We start from the raw sequence: 16,406 nt of genomic DNA on the forward strand, positions 1-16,406 counted from the left end.
CCGGGGAGAAATCATCTCCCCGACAGGATGGGCAGGAAGGGCGGGAACACCATTTCCTGTCCGGGACAGTCGGTGTGAGGAAACGCGGATGGCGTTTCACCCCACATTTTCCGCAATGGGCGCGTGCTCAGGCCGCGTTCTTGCCGCCTTCGGGGTCAAGGCGGTAGCCACCACCTTCGGTGACCAGCAGCGTGGCATTGGTCGGATCGGGCTCGATCTTCTGACGCAGGCGATAGATGTGCGTCTCCAGCGTATGCGTCGTCACCGCCGCGTTATATCCCCAGACCTCGTTCAGCAGGACCTGCCGGGGGACCGGACGCGTGCCCGCGCGATACAGGAATTTCAGGATGGCCGCCTCTTTTTCGGTCAGGCGAATGCGACGGTTCTTTTCCGTTTCCTGCAGCAGCTTGGCCGAAGGGCGGAAAATATAGGGCCCAATGGCAAAGACGGCGTCTTCGCTGTTTTCAAAAATACGCATCTGCGCACGCAGCCGCGCCAGCAGTTCGGCGATACGGAACGGCTTTGCCACGTAATCATTGGCGCCGGCATCCAGCCCGCGCACCACGTCCGTTTCATCATCCGATCCCGTCAGGATGATAATCGGAATACGTTTGCCCTTGCGCCGCAGATCGGCGCAGAAATCCCGTCCGTCACCGTCAGGTAGCGAAACATCCAGGATGATCGCATCGAAACGGGCGCCCGGTGCATTCAGCTTTTCCCACGCTTCCGCAACGGACCCTGCCTCGATCGCCTCAAATTCACTTTCAACCTGCAGCTGTTCAACGAGCATTTGACGTAACGTCTGATCGTCGTCCGCTATCAGAATGGGACGTGCACCCGCCATCGAACCCTCTTTTATAACTTTGTCCGTTCCGAGATTCGGAATCGGTTATTCGACTTTCATGATACGATAACATGTCGCATCAGGCTGTCGCCCAATGATCGCGAAACCATATCCAGCCCCTCAGGCCGGACATAACATAAATGCGACCCTGCACAGAGAAATTCATGATACGCGCTATTTTGCAATCGAATACCGGTCTGGACGCACAACTGCATTGCATGAACGAACGGATCCCTGCCACCATCGGGGCGGGAGGCATCAAAACCCACAAAATTGAGGGAGATCACGCCACTCCGACGGGAATTTTTCCTTTGCGGCAGGTTTTTTACCGTGCCGACCGGGTGGCATCACCTGTTTGTCATCTGCCGGTGGAGCCGCTGTCGCGACAGGATGGGTGGTGCGATGATCCTACCCATTCCGATTATAACCGCTATGTGATGCTGCCCCATCCGGCGCGGCATGAGCGACTGTGGCGCGATGATCATCTGTACGATCTGGTGGTCGTGCTGGGATATAACGACGCGCCGCCTGTGCCGGGGCGCGGGTCCGCCATTTTCCTTCACCTTCCGCCGCCCCATTGTCGTCCCACCGAAGGCTGCATCGCCATTGCGGAGCCTGAACTGCGTAAACTGCTCAGGATGGGCATGAGGGAAATCGAGGTCCTGCCCCCGGGGCAGCGATAACGTCCCTCAGGACTGCGGCAGGGCGGCAGGCGCCAGGGCAGGATGCAACGGGGCAGGATGCGGCGGGGGCTGAAGCAGGATGACCATGTCCCCTTCCCCCGGTTCGGACTGTATTTCGTCTTCGGCCGAGAAAATCCAGATTGCGACGCCCTTGCGGATGATCATGAACAGCAGCGTGTTCGCCGGGGGGAACTCATTTTCCTGCGCGGGGGCCGTCATGACGTGGGCCTGGAAACGCCAGCCCCGGTCGAACAGGGAATCAATCATGGAGAAATTCCATGTCGGTTCCCCCAGTACCTTCCCCCGGGATTCACGGCTGACGCCGCGATATAGGTCAAGCCGGGCCAGACCCGGACTGACCTGAAAGACCCGCTGACGTCCAAAGTCCGGGGCCAGTCGGGCGCAGACCAGACCGTTATAGATGGCATCAGGCGTCGCGGCGATCAGATAGTCCGCAGGACGTTCCTCCAGACTTTCGAGCCCCTCTTCCGACAGCAGTTCGGCCTTCAGGGTCGGCACGCCCTGTCGCGCCGCCTTTTCCAGCGCGCCGGAATAGGTATCGACCAGCATCACGGGAATGCCCTGCTGATGAACGGTCACGGCCAGATTGGTGGACCATGCGTTGGCCCCCATGATCGCAAGCGCGGGTTCGTCGGACAGGGTCAGGTGCAGGTAACGGGCCAGCGGTCGAAGGGAAAATCCATGCAGGAGCATGGTCGTGGCGATGACGGCAAAGACGGCCGGGGTAATCAGGGCCGCGCTGGGATCGCCCGTTTCCCCAAGCTGCAGGCCCGCGACGCCCGCGACGGCCGCGGCCACGATGCCCCGTGGCGCGATCCATCCCACGAACAGCCGTTCCTGCCATGACAGGTCGGAACGGATGGTCGACAGGAAAATCCCGAGTGGACGCACAACGAACAGGACCGTGAACGTCAGGGCGAGGATTGGCAGCGACAGCCGCTCCAGCACCTCGCGATGGAGGTCGGCCGTCAGGATGACGAACAGGCATGACACCACGATGACGCCCAGGGATTCCTTGATGCGGCGCAGTTCGGAAATCCCGACGACATGCAGGTTCGCCAGCGCCATGCCAAACACCGTGGCCGCCATCAGGCCGGTTGCCTCCATGACCAGATTGCAGACCGACGCCATGCTCATGGCCAGGGTCAGGATAATCGGAATGCGCAGGATCTCTGGCAGCAGGTCGCGGATGGACAGGAATTTGACCAGCAGAGCAGGAAAGATGCCGCATCCGATGGCGAACATGGTGCTGAACAGCAGATGGGGCCAGATTTCCACGGCCGCCAGCGATACGCCGGCGGTGTGGGAGGGCTGGAGGAGCAGGAATTCCATGACGAACGTCGCAAGGATCGCCCCCACCGGGTCATTGACGATGGCTTCCCATCGCAGGAAGGCGGCCACGCGCGGACGCAGCTTGGTATGGCGCAGCAGCGGCAGGACGACTGTCGGGCCGGTCACCACGATGATCGCCCCGAACAGCCATGACGTGCCCCAGTGCAGGTGGCCGACAAAATGGGCCGCCAGCGTCCCCAGGACCCAGTTGATCGGCAGCGCCACCGCCGTCAGCCGCAGCACCCCCTCCCCCGAGGTCCGCCACTGGCGCAGGTCAAGCGCAAGCCCGCCTTCAAAGACGATAAAGGCCACTGCCATTGAAATCAGGGGGTGGAAATACTGTCCGATTGCCGCCGCCGGATGCAGCAGGCCCAGACCCGGCCCATATATCAGCCCCAGCGTGAACAGCAGGACAATGGCCGGCAGCCTGAACCTCCATGCGACCCACTGGGCCGCGATTCCGCCGCCCAGAACACACAGAATGCCAATCGCCAGATTATCCTGCATCTTTATTTCCCGTATCGTTCCGTTTCAGCAGGCATCGTCACGCCGTCCGGCAGACAGGATGGCCGTCATGCCGGAGTGCATGAACCCGCTGCCATTGCCGTGGCCGGCATGCCCGTCAATCAGGATTGAAAAAAGCCTCTCAGGCGGCACGTTCCATGATAGCGGCAAAAAAGCCGTCCGTTCCGTTGCGTAACGGCGAAAGGCTCATTTTTCCGTCAACCAGCAATCCGGCGGGCATGCCCCCCTCGACCGCTGGTGGCGTGACCATCCGGAATTCCGGATTACGCTGCACGAAGGCGGCGATCTGGTTCTGGTTTTCTTCGGGCAGGATGGAACAGGTGGCGTAAACCAGACGCCCCCCCGGCCGCAGCAGCTTTGCCGCCCGGTCAAGGATATCGGCCTGTTTTTCCATCAGTTCACGCAAATCGCTTTCCCGCAGGCGCAGGCGCGCGTCGGGGTTGCGCCGCCACGTTCCCGTGCCGGTGCACGGCGCGTCCACCAGAACCCGATCGAAACTGCCGGCGCGACGACGCGCCCATTTGTCGCCGGGGACCAGCAGGTGACGTTCCGCGTTGTGCACGCCCGCGCGGCGTAGGCGCCGCACTGCCCCCTCCAGCCGCGGTTCGGAGACATCGCACGCGACGATATGGCCGCGATTGTTCATCGTCATGGCCATCGCGAGCGTCTTGCCCGCAGCGCCCGCGCAATAATCGAGCACCCGCATCCCGGGTTCCGCCCCGACGACAGCGGCAATCAGCTGGCTGCCTTCGTCCTGTATTTCGACAAGTCCCGCCCGGAACGCCGCCGTGGAGGTCACGGGCTGCCGGCCCGCGACCCGCAGGCCCCAGGGCGATAGCGCGGTTTCCCGCGTCACGATACCCTCTTCCCCAAGGGCCGCGCGTGCCGCCTCCCGCGTGGTTTTCAGCAGGTTGGCGCGTAAATCCAGCGTGGCCTCGCCCCCCATTGCCGCAAGTTCCGCCTCCGTCTGGTCGCCAAATGCGTTATCCAGATGCGCCAGCAGCCAGTCCGGCACTTCCAGCCTGACGGGACGGGGCATTTCGGGATGATCGAGGGGCTGTTCCCTTAGGAAATTGCACAACTCGGATTCCCGTGCCGAAAGGCGCGTGGGCGCGTAACGTTCGCCGCTGAAAAGCTCCTCCGGCGTCATGCGGTCCTGACGCGCCAGCACGACCATCGCCAGCGTCAGGCTGCGTGGCGTAACCGGGGCGCCGGCCCGTTCGATCCACCAGCATAGCCGCCGCCAGTGACGCAGGATGTCCCAGACCCGCGCCGAAATGGCCCGGCGGTCGCCCCCGCCGATATAACGGCGTTCGCGGAAAAACGAATTGGCAACCGCGTCGGCTGGCCGGTACGGCGTGGCCTCCATCGCGGAAAGAAGGTCGATGGTGGCCGACAGCCGGGCACTGGGGGTCATTGAACTGTAATCGCTTTTGTTATGACGCTATCAATCCTGGCGGTAATTCGGTGCTTCACGCGTGATGGACACGTCATGGACGTGGCTTTCACGCAGCCCCGCCCCCGTGATGCGCCGGAACCGGGCACGCCGCTGCAGGTCGGGCACGGTGGCCGACCCGGTATAGCCCATGCCCGCGCGCAGGCCGCCGACAAGCTGGTGCACCACGGCCCCCATCGCACCCTTGTAGGCAACGCGCCCTTCGATCCCTTCGGGGACCATCTTGTGGGTGTCCTTGATTTCCTGCTGGAAATACCGGTCGGCCGAACCACGCGCCATGGCGCCAAGGCTGCCCATCCCGCGATAGGATTTATAGGTGCGGCCCTGATACAGGAAGACCTCGCCTGGTGCTTCCTCGGTCCCCGCCAGCAGGGAGCCGATCATGACGACATCCGCCCCCGCGCCAATCGCCTTGACCACGTCGCCTGAGGTCCGGATGCCCCCGTCCGCGATGGCGGGAATGTCGAGTTCATGGCAGGCTGCTGCTGTTTCCATGACGGCGGAAAACTGCGGAACGCCAACGCCCGCGACGATACGCGTGGTGCAGATCGACCCCGGGCCAATGCCGATTTTCACGCAGTCGGCGCCTGATTTTATCAGGGCGCGCGCGGCCTCCGGCGTGGCGACGTTGCCCGCCACGATCTGGATGTCCTCCCGGATGGCCTTGATCTTCTCTATGGCGCTCAGCACCCCGCGCGAATGACCATGGGCGGTATCGACCACGATCACGTCCACGCCCGCGTCGATCAGTTCACGCGCCCGCGTCAGGCCATCTTCGCCCACGCCCGTCGCCGCCGCGCACAGCAGGCGCCCCAGCTCATCCTTGTTGGCGTTGGGGTGCATGACGGCCTTGTCCATGTCCTTGACCGTAATCAGGCCGACGCAGCGATCCTCCTCATCGATGACCAGCAGCTTTTCGATGCGATGGCGATGCAGGAGCTGGCGTGCCTGTTCACGCGCCACGTCGTGATTGACGGTCACCAGGTTTTCGCGCGTCATCAGTTCATAGACGCGCTGCCCCGGATCGGTGGCGAAGCGCACGTCACGGTTGGTCAGGATCCCCACCAGCCGGTTGGTCTCGCGTTCCACCACCGGCAGGCCGCTGATGCCGTGGCGCGACATGATGGCGTTGACCTCCGCCAGGGTCTGGTCAGGGAAAACCGTGACCGGGTTGACCACCATGCCGGATTCGAAACGCTTGACGCGACGGACCTGTTCGGCCTGCTGTTCGATGGTCAGGTTCTTGTGAATGACGCCAAGGCCGCCATTCTGCGCCATGGCGATCGCCATGTTGTCCTCGGTCACCGTGTCCATGGCCGAGGAAACAAGCGGGATATTAAGCTTTATGCGTCGTGTCAGGCGGGTTTTCGTCGATGTTTCCGACGGCAGGACGTTGGATTCGTCCGGCACCACCAGCACGTCGTCAAATGCCAGGGCCTCGCGGATGCGATCCTCAATGCGGGGAGTGGAAACCGGTTTCGTCGTGGAAGACATGCTGCAGGAACCTCATCAGACAGTGGAGGGTCCCCAGTGCCGCGGGTACCCGACCGTTGGCGCACCCTCATAAGCCGTGAATCGGGGGCTTGCAAGCATTCTGCAGCCCCTTTGTCCCATAAAAGGATCATTCGCGTTTCCGGGCGTTCCCTCCCGTCGCCTCATAGGTGGTCAGCACCGTGCCGTCGTGCATGTCCCGCTCGATCAGCTGCACGCCATATCCCCACAGGTCCGCCATGTGCTGCAGCGTCTGGCGCGCGTCCGACGGCTGGAGCTGGTGCCCCTTTATCGTGCGGTGCTCCATCGTCAGCAGGCGGTCGGTATGCATGTTCGCGCCAGTAATCTCTATTTCCGCATGCATGTTGGCGGGGTCGTGGGCCTGGGCCACGGTGCGCCGGATGTCGCGATATCCCGCATCATCGTGGATCGCATCGACCAGCAGGTAGGGGGTAGACGTGTCATCGTGGATGCGGAACATGCGGAACTGCCGTATCACGGCGGGGGAGAGGAACTGCAGGATGAAGCTTTCATCGCGGAATTCGGCCCAGGCATGCTTCAGCGTCTCGATCGGCTGTCCATTGCCCGCGATGTCGGGAAACCATGCCCGGTCCTCCGCCGTTGGAGCGGCGCAGATGCGCGCGATATCGCGCATCATGGCGAATCCCAGCGCATAGGGGTTGAAGGAGGGGCCGCCGCCAGCATCGAAGTCGGGCTGCGTGATGACGTTGCTGGTGGAATGGATGGCCTCCAGATACGATGCGTCATCGATGCGCCCGTTTTCATGCAGCCGCCGCATGATGTAATCATGAACCCACGTCGCGCATCCTTCATTCATCATCTTGAGCTGCGGCTGGGGATAGAAATACTGCGCGATCATGCGGACGATGCGGATGACCTCGCGTTCCCATGATGCAAGCAGCGGCGCGTGCTTTTCCAGGAAATAGAGGAGGTTTTCCTCTGGCAGGCCAAGACGGCGGCGCATCGGGTCGCTGGATGCGGTCTCCGGCGGCTGCTCATCGTCGAGGGGCAGCGTGCGCCACAGGTCGTTGAAGGTTGCCTCCTCATGCTGCCGGCGGGCCTGCGCGCGCAGCTGTTCGCCCCGCAGGTCGAGGCGCCGTGCCCCCGAATGGCGATGTACCCCCTGCCCCTGCAGCGCATGGGCGGCGTCAAGGATGCGTTCCACCGCCGCGATGCCGTAGCGTTCCTCGCACTGGTGGATGTAGCCGCGGGCGAATTCAAGGTAATCGAGGATTTCCGATGCGTTGGTCCATTCGCGGAACAGGCGGTTGTTGTGGAAAAAATGGTTATGGCCGAACGCGGCATGCGCGATCACCAGTGTCTGCATCGTGGCGGAGTTTTCCTCCATCAGGTAACTGATGCAGGGATCGGAATTGATGACGACCTCGTACGCCAGCCCCATCATCCCCCGGCGATAGGCGTTTTCATGGGAAATGAACCGTTTGCCCAGTGACCAGTGGCGATAGCCCAGGGGCATGCCATGGGCGGTATAGACATCCAGCATCTGTTCGGACGTGATGATCTCCAGCCGGTTGGGATAGACCGTAAGACCGAGTTCACGATCCGCGATTTCCGCCACCGCGTCATAGCAGTCGCGCAGTATTTCAAAGTTCCAGTCGTTCCCCTGATACAGCAGGGACGACCCGGTCCGGACAGGCGCGGGGCCGAGGTGGAGGTCCATCATGCGTTTTCCCTTTCAGGCTGCTGGGAGAACAGGTCGCGGAAGACAGGGAAGATGTCCTTGCGTTCGGCCACGCGCCGGACCGCAAGGTGGGGCACATGCGTGGAGATTTCGTGATAGGCCCGCCACAGGTCGGTCTGTCCGCGTATGACGGCGCCGGAGGCGGAAACCTCGATATAGGCGAAATACTGCACGTTCGGCAGGATTTCATCGCTCAGCAGGGCGCAGGCGCGTCCCATGTCGGACGGCAGGTTGTCGCCGTCGGACACCTGTGCCGCATAGATGTTCCAGCTGTGAACCGGATAGCGCTGTTTCTGGATGCCCGCCATCAGTTCCAGCGCGGAGGAGACAAGCGTCCCCCCCGTGCTGGGATCGTGGAAGAATGTGTTTTCATCCACTTCCTCCGCCCGTTCGGCATGACGGATGAAGACGATGTCAAGCGTGCGGTAACGCCGTTCCAAGAACACGTGCAAAAGCGCGAAGAACTGCTTGGCAAGGTCCTTCATCCGCTCCGTCATCGATCCGGAAACATCCATCAGGCAGAACATGACCGCCCGCGTGACCGGCTGGGGCATCACGGCATGGCGGCGATAGCGCAGGTCAACCGGGTCCACCCATGGAATGCGGGCCAGACGCCGCTGCATGACCGTGCGCTGTTCCCGCAGGTCCTGAAGTTCGGCAAGCTCGCCATCGCTCAGGGGGCGCTGCTGTTCCAGCGCATGGATGCGCTGTTCCATCCGGGTCATGTCATCCGGGCGCGGCCGGCGCAGCCCGATGCGCCGCGCGATGGAGCGGCGCATCGTGCGCGAAAGGTCCAGCTGGGAGGGGGAGCCGTCATTGCTCAGCCCCGCCCGCACCGGGGTCGTGGTTTCGGTCGTCGCCAGTTCACGCTTCACAAGGTCCGGCAGTTCCAGATCGTCGAGGAACAGATCAAGGAATTCCTCCCGGCTGAGGACAAAGCGGAAGCTGTCTTCCCCCTCCCCCTTTTCTGATGCGTTTCCTTCCCCGCTGCCACCGCCCTGACCTGCTCCGGGTGGGCGCTGCAGCTTGTCACCGCGACAGAATTCCTTGTTGCCCGTCAGGATGAAATCGCGGCTGCCCTCGCTGAAGACGCGGTGGAAGGAAGGTTCATGCAGGGCATCGGCGGGTACGGTGACGCTTCTGTCATGTCCGGTCTCCTGTATGCTACCGTGCGCTATGGCCTCGCGCACGGATTTCTGAACGGCGTCGCGGGCGCGTTCGATGACCCGACGCCGGTTCTCGATATTTTTCCCATGGGGATTGGAACGTCTGTCAATGATGTCCACTGCGCATTACCACCATGTTCCATGTGTCAGGCGGACTGCTTGACCCGCATGTACCATTCAACCAGCCGGCGGACCTGGCGTTCCGTATAACCGCGCGCAATCATGCGTCCGACGAACTCATCGTGCTTGTGCCCGGTCTCCCTGTCCTTTTTCGAACCGAAGCTGATGACCGGCAGAAGGTCCTCCACCTGGCTGAACATCCGTTTTTCAATGACGTCGCGGATTTTTTCATAGGACGTCCAGGACGGGTTGCGGCCTGCGTTATTGGCGCGCGCGCGCAGGGCGAATTTCACTACCTCGTTACGGAAATCCTTGGGGTTGGCGATCCCGGCGGGTTTTTCCGTCTTGGTCAGTTCGGAGTTCAGCAGGTCGCGATTGAGCATCTGTCCGGTGTCGGGATCCTTGAAATCCTGATCTTCGATCCATGCGTCCGCATGTTCCAGATACCGGTCAAACAGGTTCTGGCCATAATCGTTATAGCTTTCCAGATAGGCCTTCTGGATTTCATGGCCCAGATATTCGGCATAACGCCCGGCCAGATCGGATTTGAGCGTGGCGAGGTACTGTGCCTCGACCTCTGCGGGGAACTGTTCGCGCCGGATGGCATGTTCAAGGACATACATCAGGTGCACCGGATCGGCCGCGATTTCCGTCGGGTCGTGGTTGAACGTGGCCGACAGCACCTTGTAGGCGAAGCGCGTGGAAATCCCGTTCATGCCCTCGTTCACGCCCGCCGCGTCGCGATATTCCTGCATCGTGCGCGCCTTGGGGTCGGTTTCACGGATGTTTTCCCCGTCATAGACACGCATTTTCGCGAACTGGGTGGAGTTGGGGTGCGGCTTCAGCCGCGACAGCACGGCGAAGCGCGCCAGCATTTCCAGCGTGTTCGGCGCGCACGGGGCGGCTGACAGGCTGGAGGTATCGATCAGTTTTTCATAAATCCGCGACTCTTCGGTCACACGCAGGCAGTAGGGCACCTTGATGACGCATACGCGGTCCAGAAATGCCTCGTTGGAGCGGTTGTTGCGGAAGGTCTGCCATTCCGCCTCGTTCGAATGGGCCAGGATGACGCCCGTAAAGGGAATGGCCCCGATGTTTTCCGTGCCGACATAATTACCCTCCTGCGTTGCCGTCAGCAGGGGATGCAGCATCTTGATCGGCGCCTTGAACATCTCCACGAATTCGAGGATGCCCTGATTGGCGCGGTTCAGCCCGCCTGAAAAGCTGTAGGCGTCGGGATCGTTCTGGCTGTAGTTTTCCAGCTGGCGGATATCGACCTTTCCCACCAACGCGGACACGTCCTGGTTGTTGTCGTCGCCGGGCTCGGTCTTGGCGATCGCGATCTGGCGCAGCCGCGAGGGATGCAGCCTGACGACGCTGAAACGTGAAAGGTCGCCATCGAATTCCTCCAGCCGCTTTATGGCCCACGGGCTTGCAATGCCCGTCAGCAGGCGACGCGGAATGCCATACTGCTTTTCCAGCGCGGGTCCCATGCGTTCGGGGTCGAACAGGCCGAGGGGGCTTTCAAAAACCGGGCTGATCTGCCGTCCCGCCTTTAGGACATGGATCGGCTCCTTTTCCATCAGCGCCTTGAGGCGTTCGCCCAGCGAGGACTTGCCCCCCCCCACAGGGCCGAGCAGGTAGAGGATCTGCTTGCGTTCCTCCAGCCCCTGCGCCGCGTGACGGAAAAAGCCGACAATCTGCTCGATGGTTTCTTCCATCCCGTAGAAATCGGCAAAGGCGGGATAGATCCGTAACGTACGGTTCATGAAGATACGCGACATGCGCGGGTCGCGTGACGTATCGATCGTCTCGGCCTCTCCGATCGCGCTCAGCATGCGCTCCGCCGCAGTGGCGTAACAGGATGGATCAGCCTTGCAGTGTTCGAGGTAGTCGGACAGTCCCATTTCGACTTCGCGGTGTTCGTCGCGCATTGCCGTCGCAAGGGAAAAGACATTGAACTCATTGGCCATCAGCAGATTTCTCCGAAATCAGCAGGGTTCGGGGTGAACCTTAGGATGAGCGTTCGTCGTATCTTGTCTTGTAATCCGTCCCCTGCATGCAAAGGGGGTATCGGCAACCTGTCTCTTTAACGTTTGGCGGTGATGACACGACCTTTCGCCTGCATGGGCGTGGTATCGTGAGGTCGGGCATTATTGCCCTGATATAACCTAGTGATTTTGTCACCCCGTAAACAGCGGGTCCCGATCACGGATCGGCCCGTCCATTTACGCTATCGCTCCGGATGCGCGGGATTCAACCTAAATTTTCAGCATGAAGCATTGGTAGGGTCCCCGTCATGCGGCCGTCAGGTCCGCAGCACCATCCCGTCATGCGCGGCCTCAACCCCCGGTGGCAGATGCGCCTGCATCCAGCCCCAGTCCATGTCGGGGCCCATATGGGTCAGGACGGTGCGCCGGGGCTGGATGCGTTCGCGCCACCGCAGGACCTGTTCCAGCCAGCCGTGGGAAACATGGGTCGCACGCTGGAAACATCCAACCACCCAGGTATCGACCCCGTGCAGGATATCCAGCGCCGTTTCATCAAGTTCCGCGACATCGGTGCAGTAGGCCATCGGCCCGACCCGAAGGCCAAGGGTCAGGGTGCGGCCATGCACCTGCTCGAAAATACGCACCTTCATGCCCGCGATTTCCACCTCGTCGCCGGGGGTCACGACATGCGGGACCAGGACCGGACGGTAGAAGGATGGCGGCGTCCATGGACGGAACACGTAATCGAAGCGCATGATCAGTTCATCAATGACATCCTGCGTGGCATAGGCCGGAATCGGACATCCCATGATGCGGTTGATCGCCCGCAGTTCATCAAGCCCCGCGATATGGTCCGCATGGGCATGGGTATAGATGACCGCATCGACACGCGAAATCCGCTGCGCCAGCAGCTGCGCGCGCAGGTCCGGCCCCGTATCGACCAGCAGCGCATGCCCCCTGTCGTCGCGCAGCAGGACGGAGGAGCGGGTACGGGCATTGCGTGGTTCCTGTGGATCGCATTCGCCCCAGTCCCCTGCCCCGTCGGGTCCGCCGATCATGGGAACGCCCGCCGATCCCCCGCAGCCCAGAATGGTCATTTCCATCGTTCAGGCCGCCCTGGTGAACAGGTGGTGGAAATTGGCCGTCGTCAGCGCCGCGAACCTGTCATCGTCCATCTGCCGCACCTGCGCCAGACGCCGTGCCGTATGGGCGACGTATCCGGGTTCGTTGCGCTTGCCCCGCTTTGGAACCGGGGCAAGGAAAGGCGCATCCGTTTCCACCAGCAGGCGTTCGGCCGGGATGTCGGCCGCGATGGCCCTCAGCGCGTCGGAGCGGTTGAAGGTCGCGATCCCTGAAAAGCTGATATAGCCACCCAGTTCGATCGCGGCCCGCGCCAGTTCCGGGCCGGAGGAAAAACAGTGCACCAGAAAGGGAAAGGCGCCCTTTTCTTCCGTTTCCTGCCGCAGGATGGAGATCATGTCTTCATCAGCCTCGCGCGTGTGGATGACCAGCGGCAGGCCGGTCTGCCGGGCCGCAGCGATATGGGCGCGAAAGCTTTCCTGCTGGCGGGGGCGAATCTCCGGCTTGCCATGGAAATAATCAAGGCCGCTTTCCCCGATTCCGATGACGCAGGCATCATGGGTCTGCGCAATGATGTCCTCGGGCGTTGGCACGGGGGCTTCATCGACGTGATCGGGGTGGGTGCCGATGGTGCACCATACCCGTACCTGCGGGGAATCGAGGGCGGCCAGCTTTTTCTGCTGTGCCGCGCGCGACAGGCGCGTGCCGATCGTGACAAGCCCCCCGACCCCGGCATCGCGCGCCCGCGCCAGAAGATCGGGCAGTTCCTCGTCCGAGAAATGATCCAGATGGCAGTGTGAATCCGTCAGGTCCGTCCGGGTCATGGCGTTGCGTCCGCTTCGACGAAGCGGGGGAAGATCCCCTTGGGCGCGGGCAGCGTCCGGCCCGCCGGCAGCGGCACATCCAGCGCGGCGAAGCTGCGTTCCCCGGCCTCCACACCCAGCTGGGTCAGCATGGCATCCATGCTCCGCGGCATGTAGGGCTGCAGGACCGTGGCGATGACACGCAGGCCATCGACGAGTACGCGCAGCACGTCGGCCATGCGTTGCGGGTCGGTCTTCTTCAGCGCCCACGGGGCCTGATGGTCAATATAGGCGTTGCTGGCGCGGATGACTTTCCAGACTTCCTCCAGCGCGTCCGTCAGGGCCTGCCTGTCGATCTGGCCTTCCATGATTTCCGGCAGCAGGCTGGCCTGCGCCAGAAGGGCCGTGTCCTCCGCCGTGTGGACGCCACGTTCGGGCAGGACGCCGCCACAGTTGCGCGCGATCTGCGACAGGGTGCGCTGGGCAAGGTTGCCAAGATCGTTGGCGAGTTCGACGTTCATGCGCGTGATGATGGCCTTGCGGCTGAGGTCGCTGTCCCCGCCAAACGGCATTTCACGCATCAGGAAGAAGCGGATGGGGTCCAGGCCGAATTCCTTCACCAGATCGCGCGGATCGACCACGTTGCCCAGCGACTTGCTCATCTTCTGGCCTTCGATGGTCCACCATCCGTGGGAGAAGACACGTTCAGGCAGCGCCAGTCCCGCCCCCATCAGCAGCGCGGGCCAGTAAATGGCGTGAAAGCGCAGGATGTCCTTGCCCACCAGATGCAGATTCGCGGGCCAGAAATCCCATCGTGGCGCGCTTTCGTCGGGATATCCGACGGCCGACAGGTAATTGGCCAGCGCATCGACCCACACATACATCACATGTTTCGGGTCGCCGGGCACCGGAATGCCCCAGTTGAAGCTGGTCCGGCTGATGGACAGGTCACGCAGGCCCCCGCGCACGAAGCTGATGACCTCGTTCCGGCGGGAGGAAGGCTCCACAAAGCCGGGATGTTTTTCGTAAAGTTCCAGAAGCCGGTCGGCGAAATCGGACAGGCGGAAGAAATACGACGGTTCCTTCACCCATTCTACCGGCGCGCCGGTGGGCGCGACGCGCGTGCCATCGGGGCGGGTTATCAGTTCGTCTTCCTGATAGAAGCATTCATCGCGCAGCGCGTACCAGCCCTCGTACGCGCCAAGATAGATATGGCCGTTTTCCTCCAGCTTCTTCCACAGGGCGGAGGCCCCTTCGGCATGGCGGGGTTCGGTCGTGCGGATGAAATCATCGTAGGAGATGGCCATCGCATCATACATGTCGCGGAAATCCGCGGCGACGCGGTCGGCCAGGGCGATCGGGGTCATGCCCGCGGCCTGCGCGGCCTGTTCCACCTTCTGCCCATGTTCGTCGGTGCCGGTCAGGAAGAACACGTCGAATCCCGCCAGTCGCTTGAAACGCGCGATGACGTCCGCCGCGACGGAGGTATAGGCGTGGCCGATATGGGGCGCCCCATTCACATAATAGATCGGTGTCGTGACGTAATAGCGCCGTGTCATATTGCATTCACCCGCGCAAGCGCCGTCAGGAGCGCCTGCTGCTTATCCAGATTGAAATTTTCGGTCTCTGCCCGCAGGCGGACCAGATCCTGCCACGCCCGCGCCATGTGTTCGGGACGGCGATCGCGGACCGGTCCCTCATGCCGTGGCTGACGGAGGAGTTCGCGTGTCCTTGTCGATATGGCATCGCATAACAGATCGAAAAAGACCGAAAAGCCATTTTCCGCCTCCGCGATGCTGCCGGCGATACGATAGGCATCCATGTCGCCGGTTTCGCCGGCCATCACCTCGTCCACCAGCGCGGAGAGTTTTACCCCGTTCCTGCGCAGCAGCGACAGGGCGCGCCCCGCCGATCCGTGGGCCAGCGGGATGACTTTCGCGATATCGTGCCGCTGCTCTTCCTCCACGACATCATGCAGGATGTCATCAAGCGCCTGTGGCGACAGCGGGCCAAGGTCCAGCGTCCGGCACCGGCTGCGTATCGTCGGCAGAAGGCGGCCCGGCGCGGCGCAGGTCAGGATCAGTATCGCGCCCCTTGGCGGTTCCTCAAGGATTTTCAGGATGGCGTTCGATGCGGTGCGGTTCATGTATTCCGCCCCATCGACGATCACGACGCGCCATCCTCCCTCCGCCGCCGTGCGCCGCAGGAACGCGCCGATCGGGCGCACGTCGTCGCCGACGATTTCGCGACGCAGGCGATGGTTCTTTTCGTCCATGGCGCGCGCGACCACCAGAAGGTCGGCATGGGTGCCCGCGCTGACGCGCCGCCCGACCGGGCTGTCATGATCCAGCGCGTCCAGAAGGGCGCGGGCCATCATGAAGGCCATCGTGGCCTTGCCGATGCCTTCCGCGCCGGTCAGCAGCCAGGCATGGTGCAGCCGTCCCGAGCGCATGACGCTCTCGAACTGTCGCCACGCGGCCCCGTGCCCATGCAGTCGTGTCCGTTCGCGTGGAGCCGTCATCACGCTTCCCGCGATGGCGGAAGGCGGGTCGCGACGTGGGTTGCGATTTCACGCGCGATGATTTCGGGTGGCTGTGTCGCGTCGAGCGTGATGCAGCGTTCGGGTTCCGCCTTTGCCATGGCGATGAAACCCTCCGCCACGCGGGCATGAAACGCCTCGTTCGCGGTTTCATAGCGATCGGGACGGTTGGCGCGCGCCCGCAGCCGCGCAAGTGCCACGGGGCGCGGGACGGTCAGGATGAATGTCAGATCCGGGCTGATGCCCGTGCGTTTGCGCAGCGATTCGATAAGGTCAAGGATCGCGGGATCGCCCTGCCCGCGTCCATATCCCTGATAGGCGGCGGTAGAATCGGTGAAACGGTCCGAGATGACGACCTTTCCCGCCGCCATCGCCGGACGGATCAACTGGTCCACGTGATCGTATCGCGCGGAAAAATGCAGCAGGGTTTCGGCGCGTAGCGACAGGTCGTGGCCGCCGAACAGGAGGAAGTCACGCAGTGCCTCCGCCCCCGGTGTTCCGCCCGGTTCGCGCGTGCGCACGATCGCGTCCGCGGGCAGGCGCGTGCGTAGGTACTGTTCCAGCAGGGCGGCCTGCGTGGATTTTCCTGCCCCCTCACCCCCTTCGAACGTGATGAATAAACCCGTCATGCG

Annotated in this window: 13 protein-coding genes; 1 reads left to right on the forward strand and 12 read right to left on the reverse strand. The window is 62.5% G+C overall.

Going from position 1 to position 16,406, the window contains the following annotated elements; genetic code table 11:
- Positions 1 to 127: 127 nt before the first annotated feature.
- On the reverse strand, positions 128 to 844 hold the full coding sequence (locus tag NJLHNGOC_RS12500) for a response regulator transcription factor (protein ID WP_110529422.1): 717 nt from the start codon (positions 842 to 844) through the stop codon (positions 128 to 130).
- Between the two features lie 218 nt (positions 845 to 1,062).
- On the opposite strand from NJLHNGOC_RS12500, the gene NJLHNGOC_RS12505 reads away from it, so the two are divergent.
- Positions 1,063 to 1,527 (forward strand): L,D-transpeptidase family protein, encoded by a 465-nt coding sequence (locus NJLHNGOC_RS12505; protein WP_113596665.1) that lies wholly within the window; start codon positions 1,063 to 1,065, stop codon positions 1,525 to 1,527.
- A gap of 6 nt (positions 1,528 to 1,533) precedes the next feature.
- Here NJLHNGOC_RS12505 and NJLHNGOC_RS12510 read toward each other — a convergent pair whose 3' ends face one another.
- The 11 genes from NJLHNGOC_RS12510 to tmk all read right to left on the reverse strand — a co-directional run bounded on the left by NJLHNGOC_RS12510 (position 1,534) and on the right by tmk (position 16,403).
- The gene (locus NJLHNGOC_RS12510) at positions 1,534 to 3,387 is read right to left on the reverse strand and encodes a cation:proton antiporter (protein ID WP_113596666.1); all 1,854 of its coding nucleotides are present in this window, start codon (positions 3,385 to 3,387) and stop codon (positions 1,534 to 1,536) included.
- A gap of 139 nt (positions 3,388 to 3,526) precedes the next feature.
- Complete coding sequence (locus NJLHNGOC_RS12515) at positions 3,527 to 4,822, reverse strand: RsmB/NOP family class I SAM-dependent RNA methyltransferase (RefSeq protein ID WP_113596667.1); 1,296 nt, start codon at positions 4,820 to 4,822, stop codon at positions 3,527 to 3,529.
- A 30-nt stretch (positions 4,823 to 4,852) separates the two neighbouring features.
- A complete protein-coding gene (gene guaB / locus NJLHNGOC_RS12520; protein ID WP_113596668.1) occupies positions 4,853 to 6,355 on the reverse strand; it encodes an IMP dehydrogenase in 1,503 nt (500 codons plus the stop codon).
- A 127-nt stretch (positions 6,356 to 6,482) separates the two neighbouring features.
- Positions 6,483 to 8,057 (reverse strand): SpoVR family protein, encoded by a 1,575-nt coding sequence (locus NJLHNGOC_RS12525; protein ID WP_113596669.1) that lies wholly within the window; start codon positions 8,055 to 8,057, stop codon positions 6,483 to 6,485.
- Positions 8,054 to 9,361 carry a YeaH/YhbH family protein gene (locus NJLHNGOC_RS12530; protein WP_113596670.1) on the reverse strand — a complete coding sequence of 436 codons (1,308 nt, stop codon included), beginning with the start codon at positions 9,359 to 9,361 and terminating at the stop codon, positions 8,054 to 8,056. The genes NJLHNGOC_RS12525 and NJLHNGOC_RS12530 overlap by 4 nt, the downstream gene beginning before the upstream one ends.
- Positions 9,362 to 9,387: 26 nt before the next feature.
- Positions 9,388 to 11,334 carry a PrkA family serine protein kinase gene (locus NJLHNGOC_RS12535; protein WP_113596671.1) on the reverse strand — a complete coding sequence of 649 codons (1,947 nt, stop codon included), beginning with the start codon at positions 11,332 to 11,334 and terminating at the stop codon, positions 9,388 to 9,390.
- A 335-nt stretch (positions 11,335 to 11,669) separates the two neighbouring features.
- On the reverse strand, positions 11,670 to 12,455 hold the full coding sequence (locus NJLHNGOC_RS12540) for an MBL fold metallo-hydrolase (RefSeq protein WP_113596672.1): 786 nt from the start codon (positions 12,453 to 12,455) through the stop codon (positions 11,670 to 11,672).
- Positions 12,456 to 12,458: 3 nt separating this feature from the next.
- Positions 12,459 to 13,256: a TatD family hydrolase gene (locus NJLHNGOC_RS12545; RefSeq protein ID WP_113596673.1), complete on the reverse strand. Its 798-nt coding sequence runs from the start codon at positions 13,254 to 13,256 to the stop codon at positions 12,459 to 12,461.
- Complete coding sequence (gene metG, locus NJLHNGOC_RS12550) at positions 13,253 to 14,794, reverse strand: methionine--tRNA ligase (RefSeq protein ID WP_113596674.1); 1,542 nt, start codon at positions 14,792 to 14,794, stop codon at positions 13,253 to 13,255. The genes NJLHNGOC_RS12545 and metG overlap by 4 nt, the downstream gene beginning before the upstream one ends.
- Positions 14,791 to 15,756, reverse strand: a complete 966-nt coding sequence (locus NJLHNGOC_RS12555) for a DNA polymerase III subunit delta' (protein ID WP_113596675.1) — start codon at positions 15,754 to 15,756, stop codon at positions 14,791 to 14,793. The genes metG and NJLHNGOC_RS12555 overlap by 4 nt, the downstream gene beginning before the upstream one ends.
- Positions 15,756 to 16,403, reverse strand: coding sequence for a dTMP kinase (gene tmk, locus NJLHNGOC_RS12560; protein WP_113596676.1), 648 nt, complete (start codon positions 16,401 to 16,403; stop codon positions 15,756 to 15,758). The genes NJLHNGOC_RS12555 and tmk overlap by 1 nt, the downstream gene beginning before the upstream one ends.
- Positions 16,404 to 16,406: the final 3 nt, after the last annotated feature.

The organism is Novacetimonas cocois, from assembly GCF_003311635.1.
In the GTDB taxonomy this organism is placed as follows: Bacteria; Pseudomonadota; Alphaproteobacteria; order Acetobacterales; family Acetobacteraceae; genus Novacetimonas; species Novacetimonas cocois.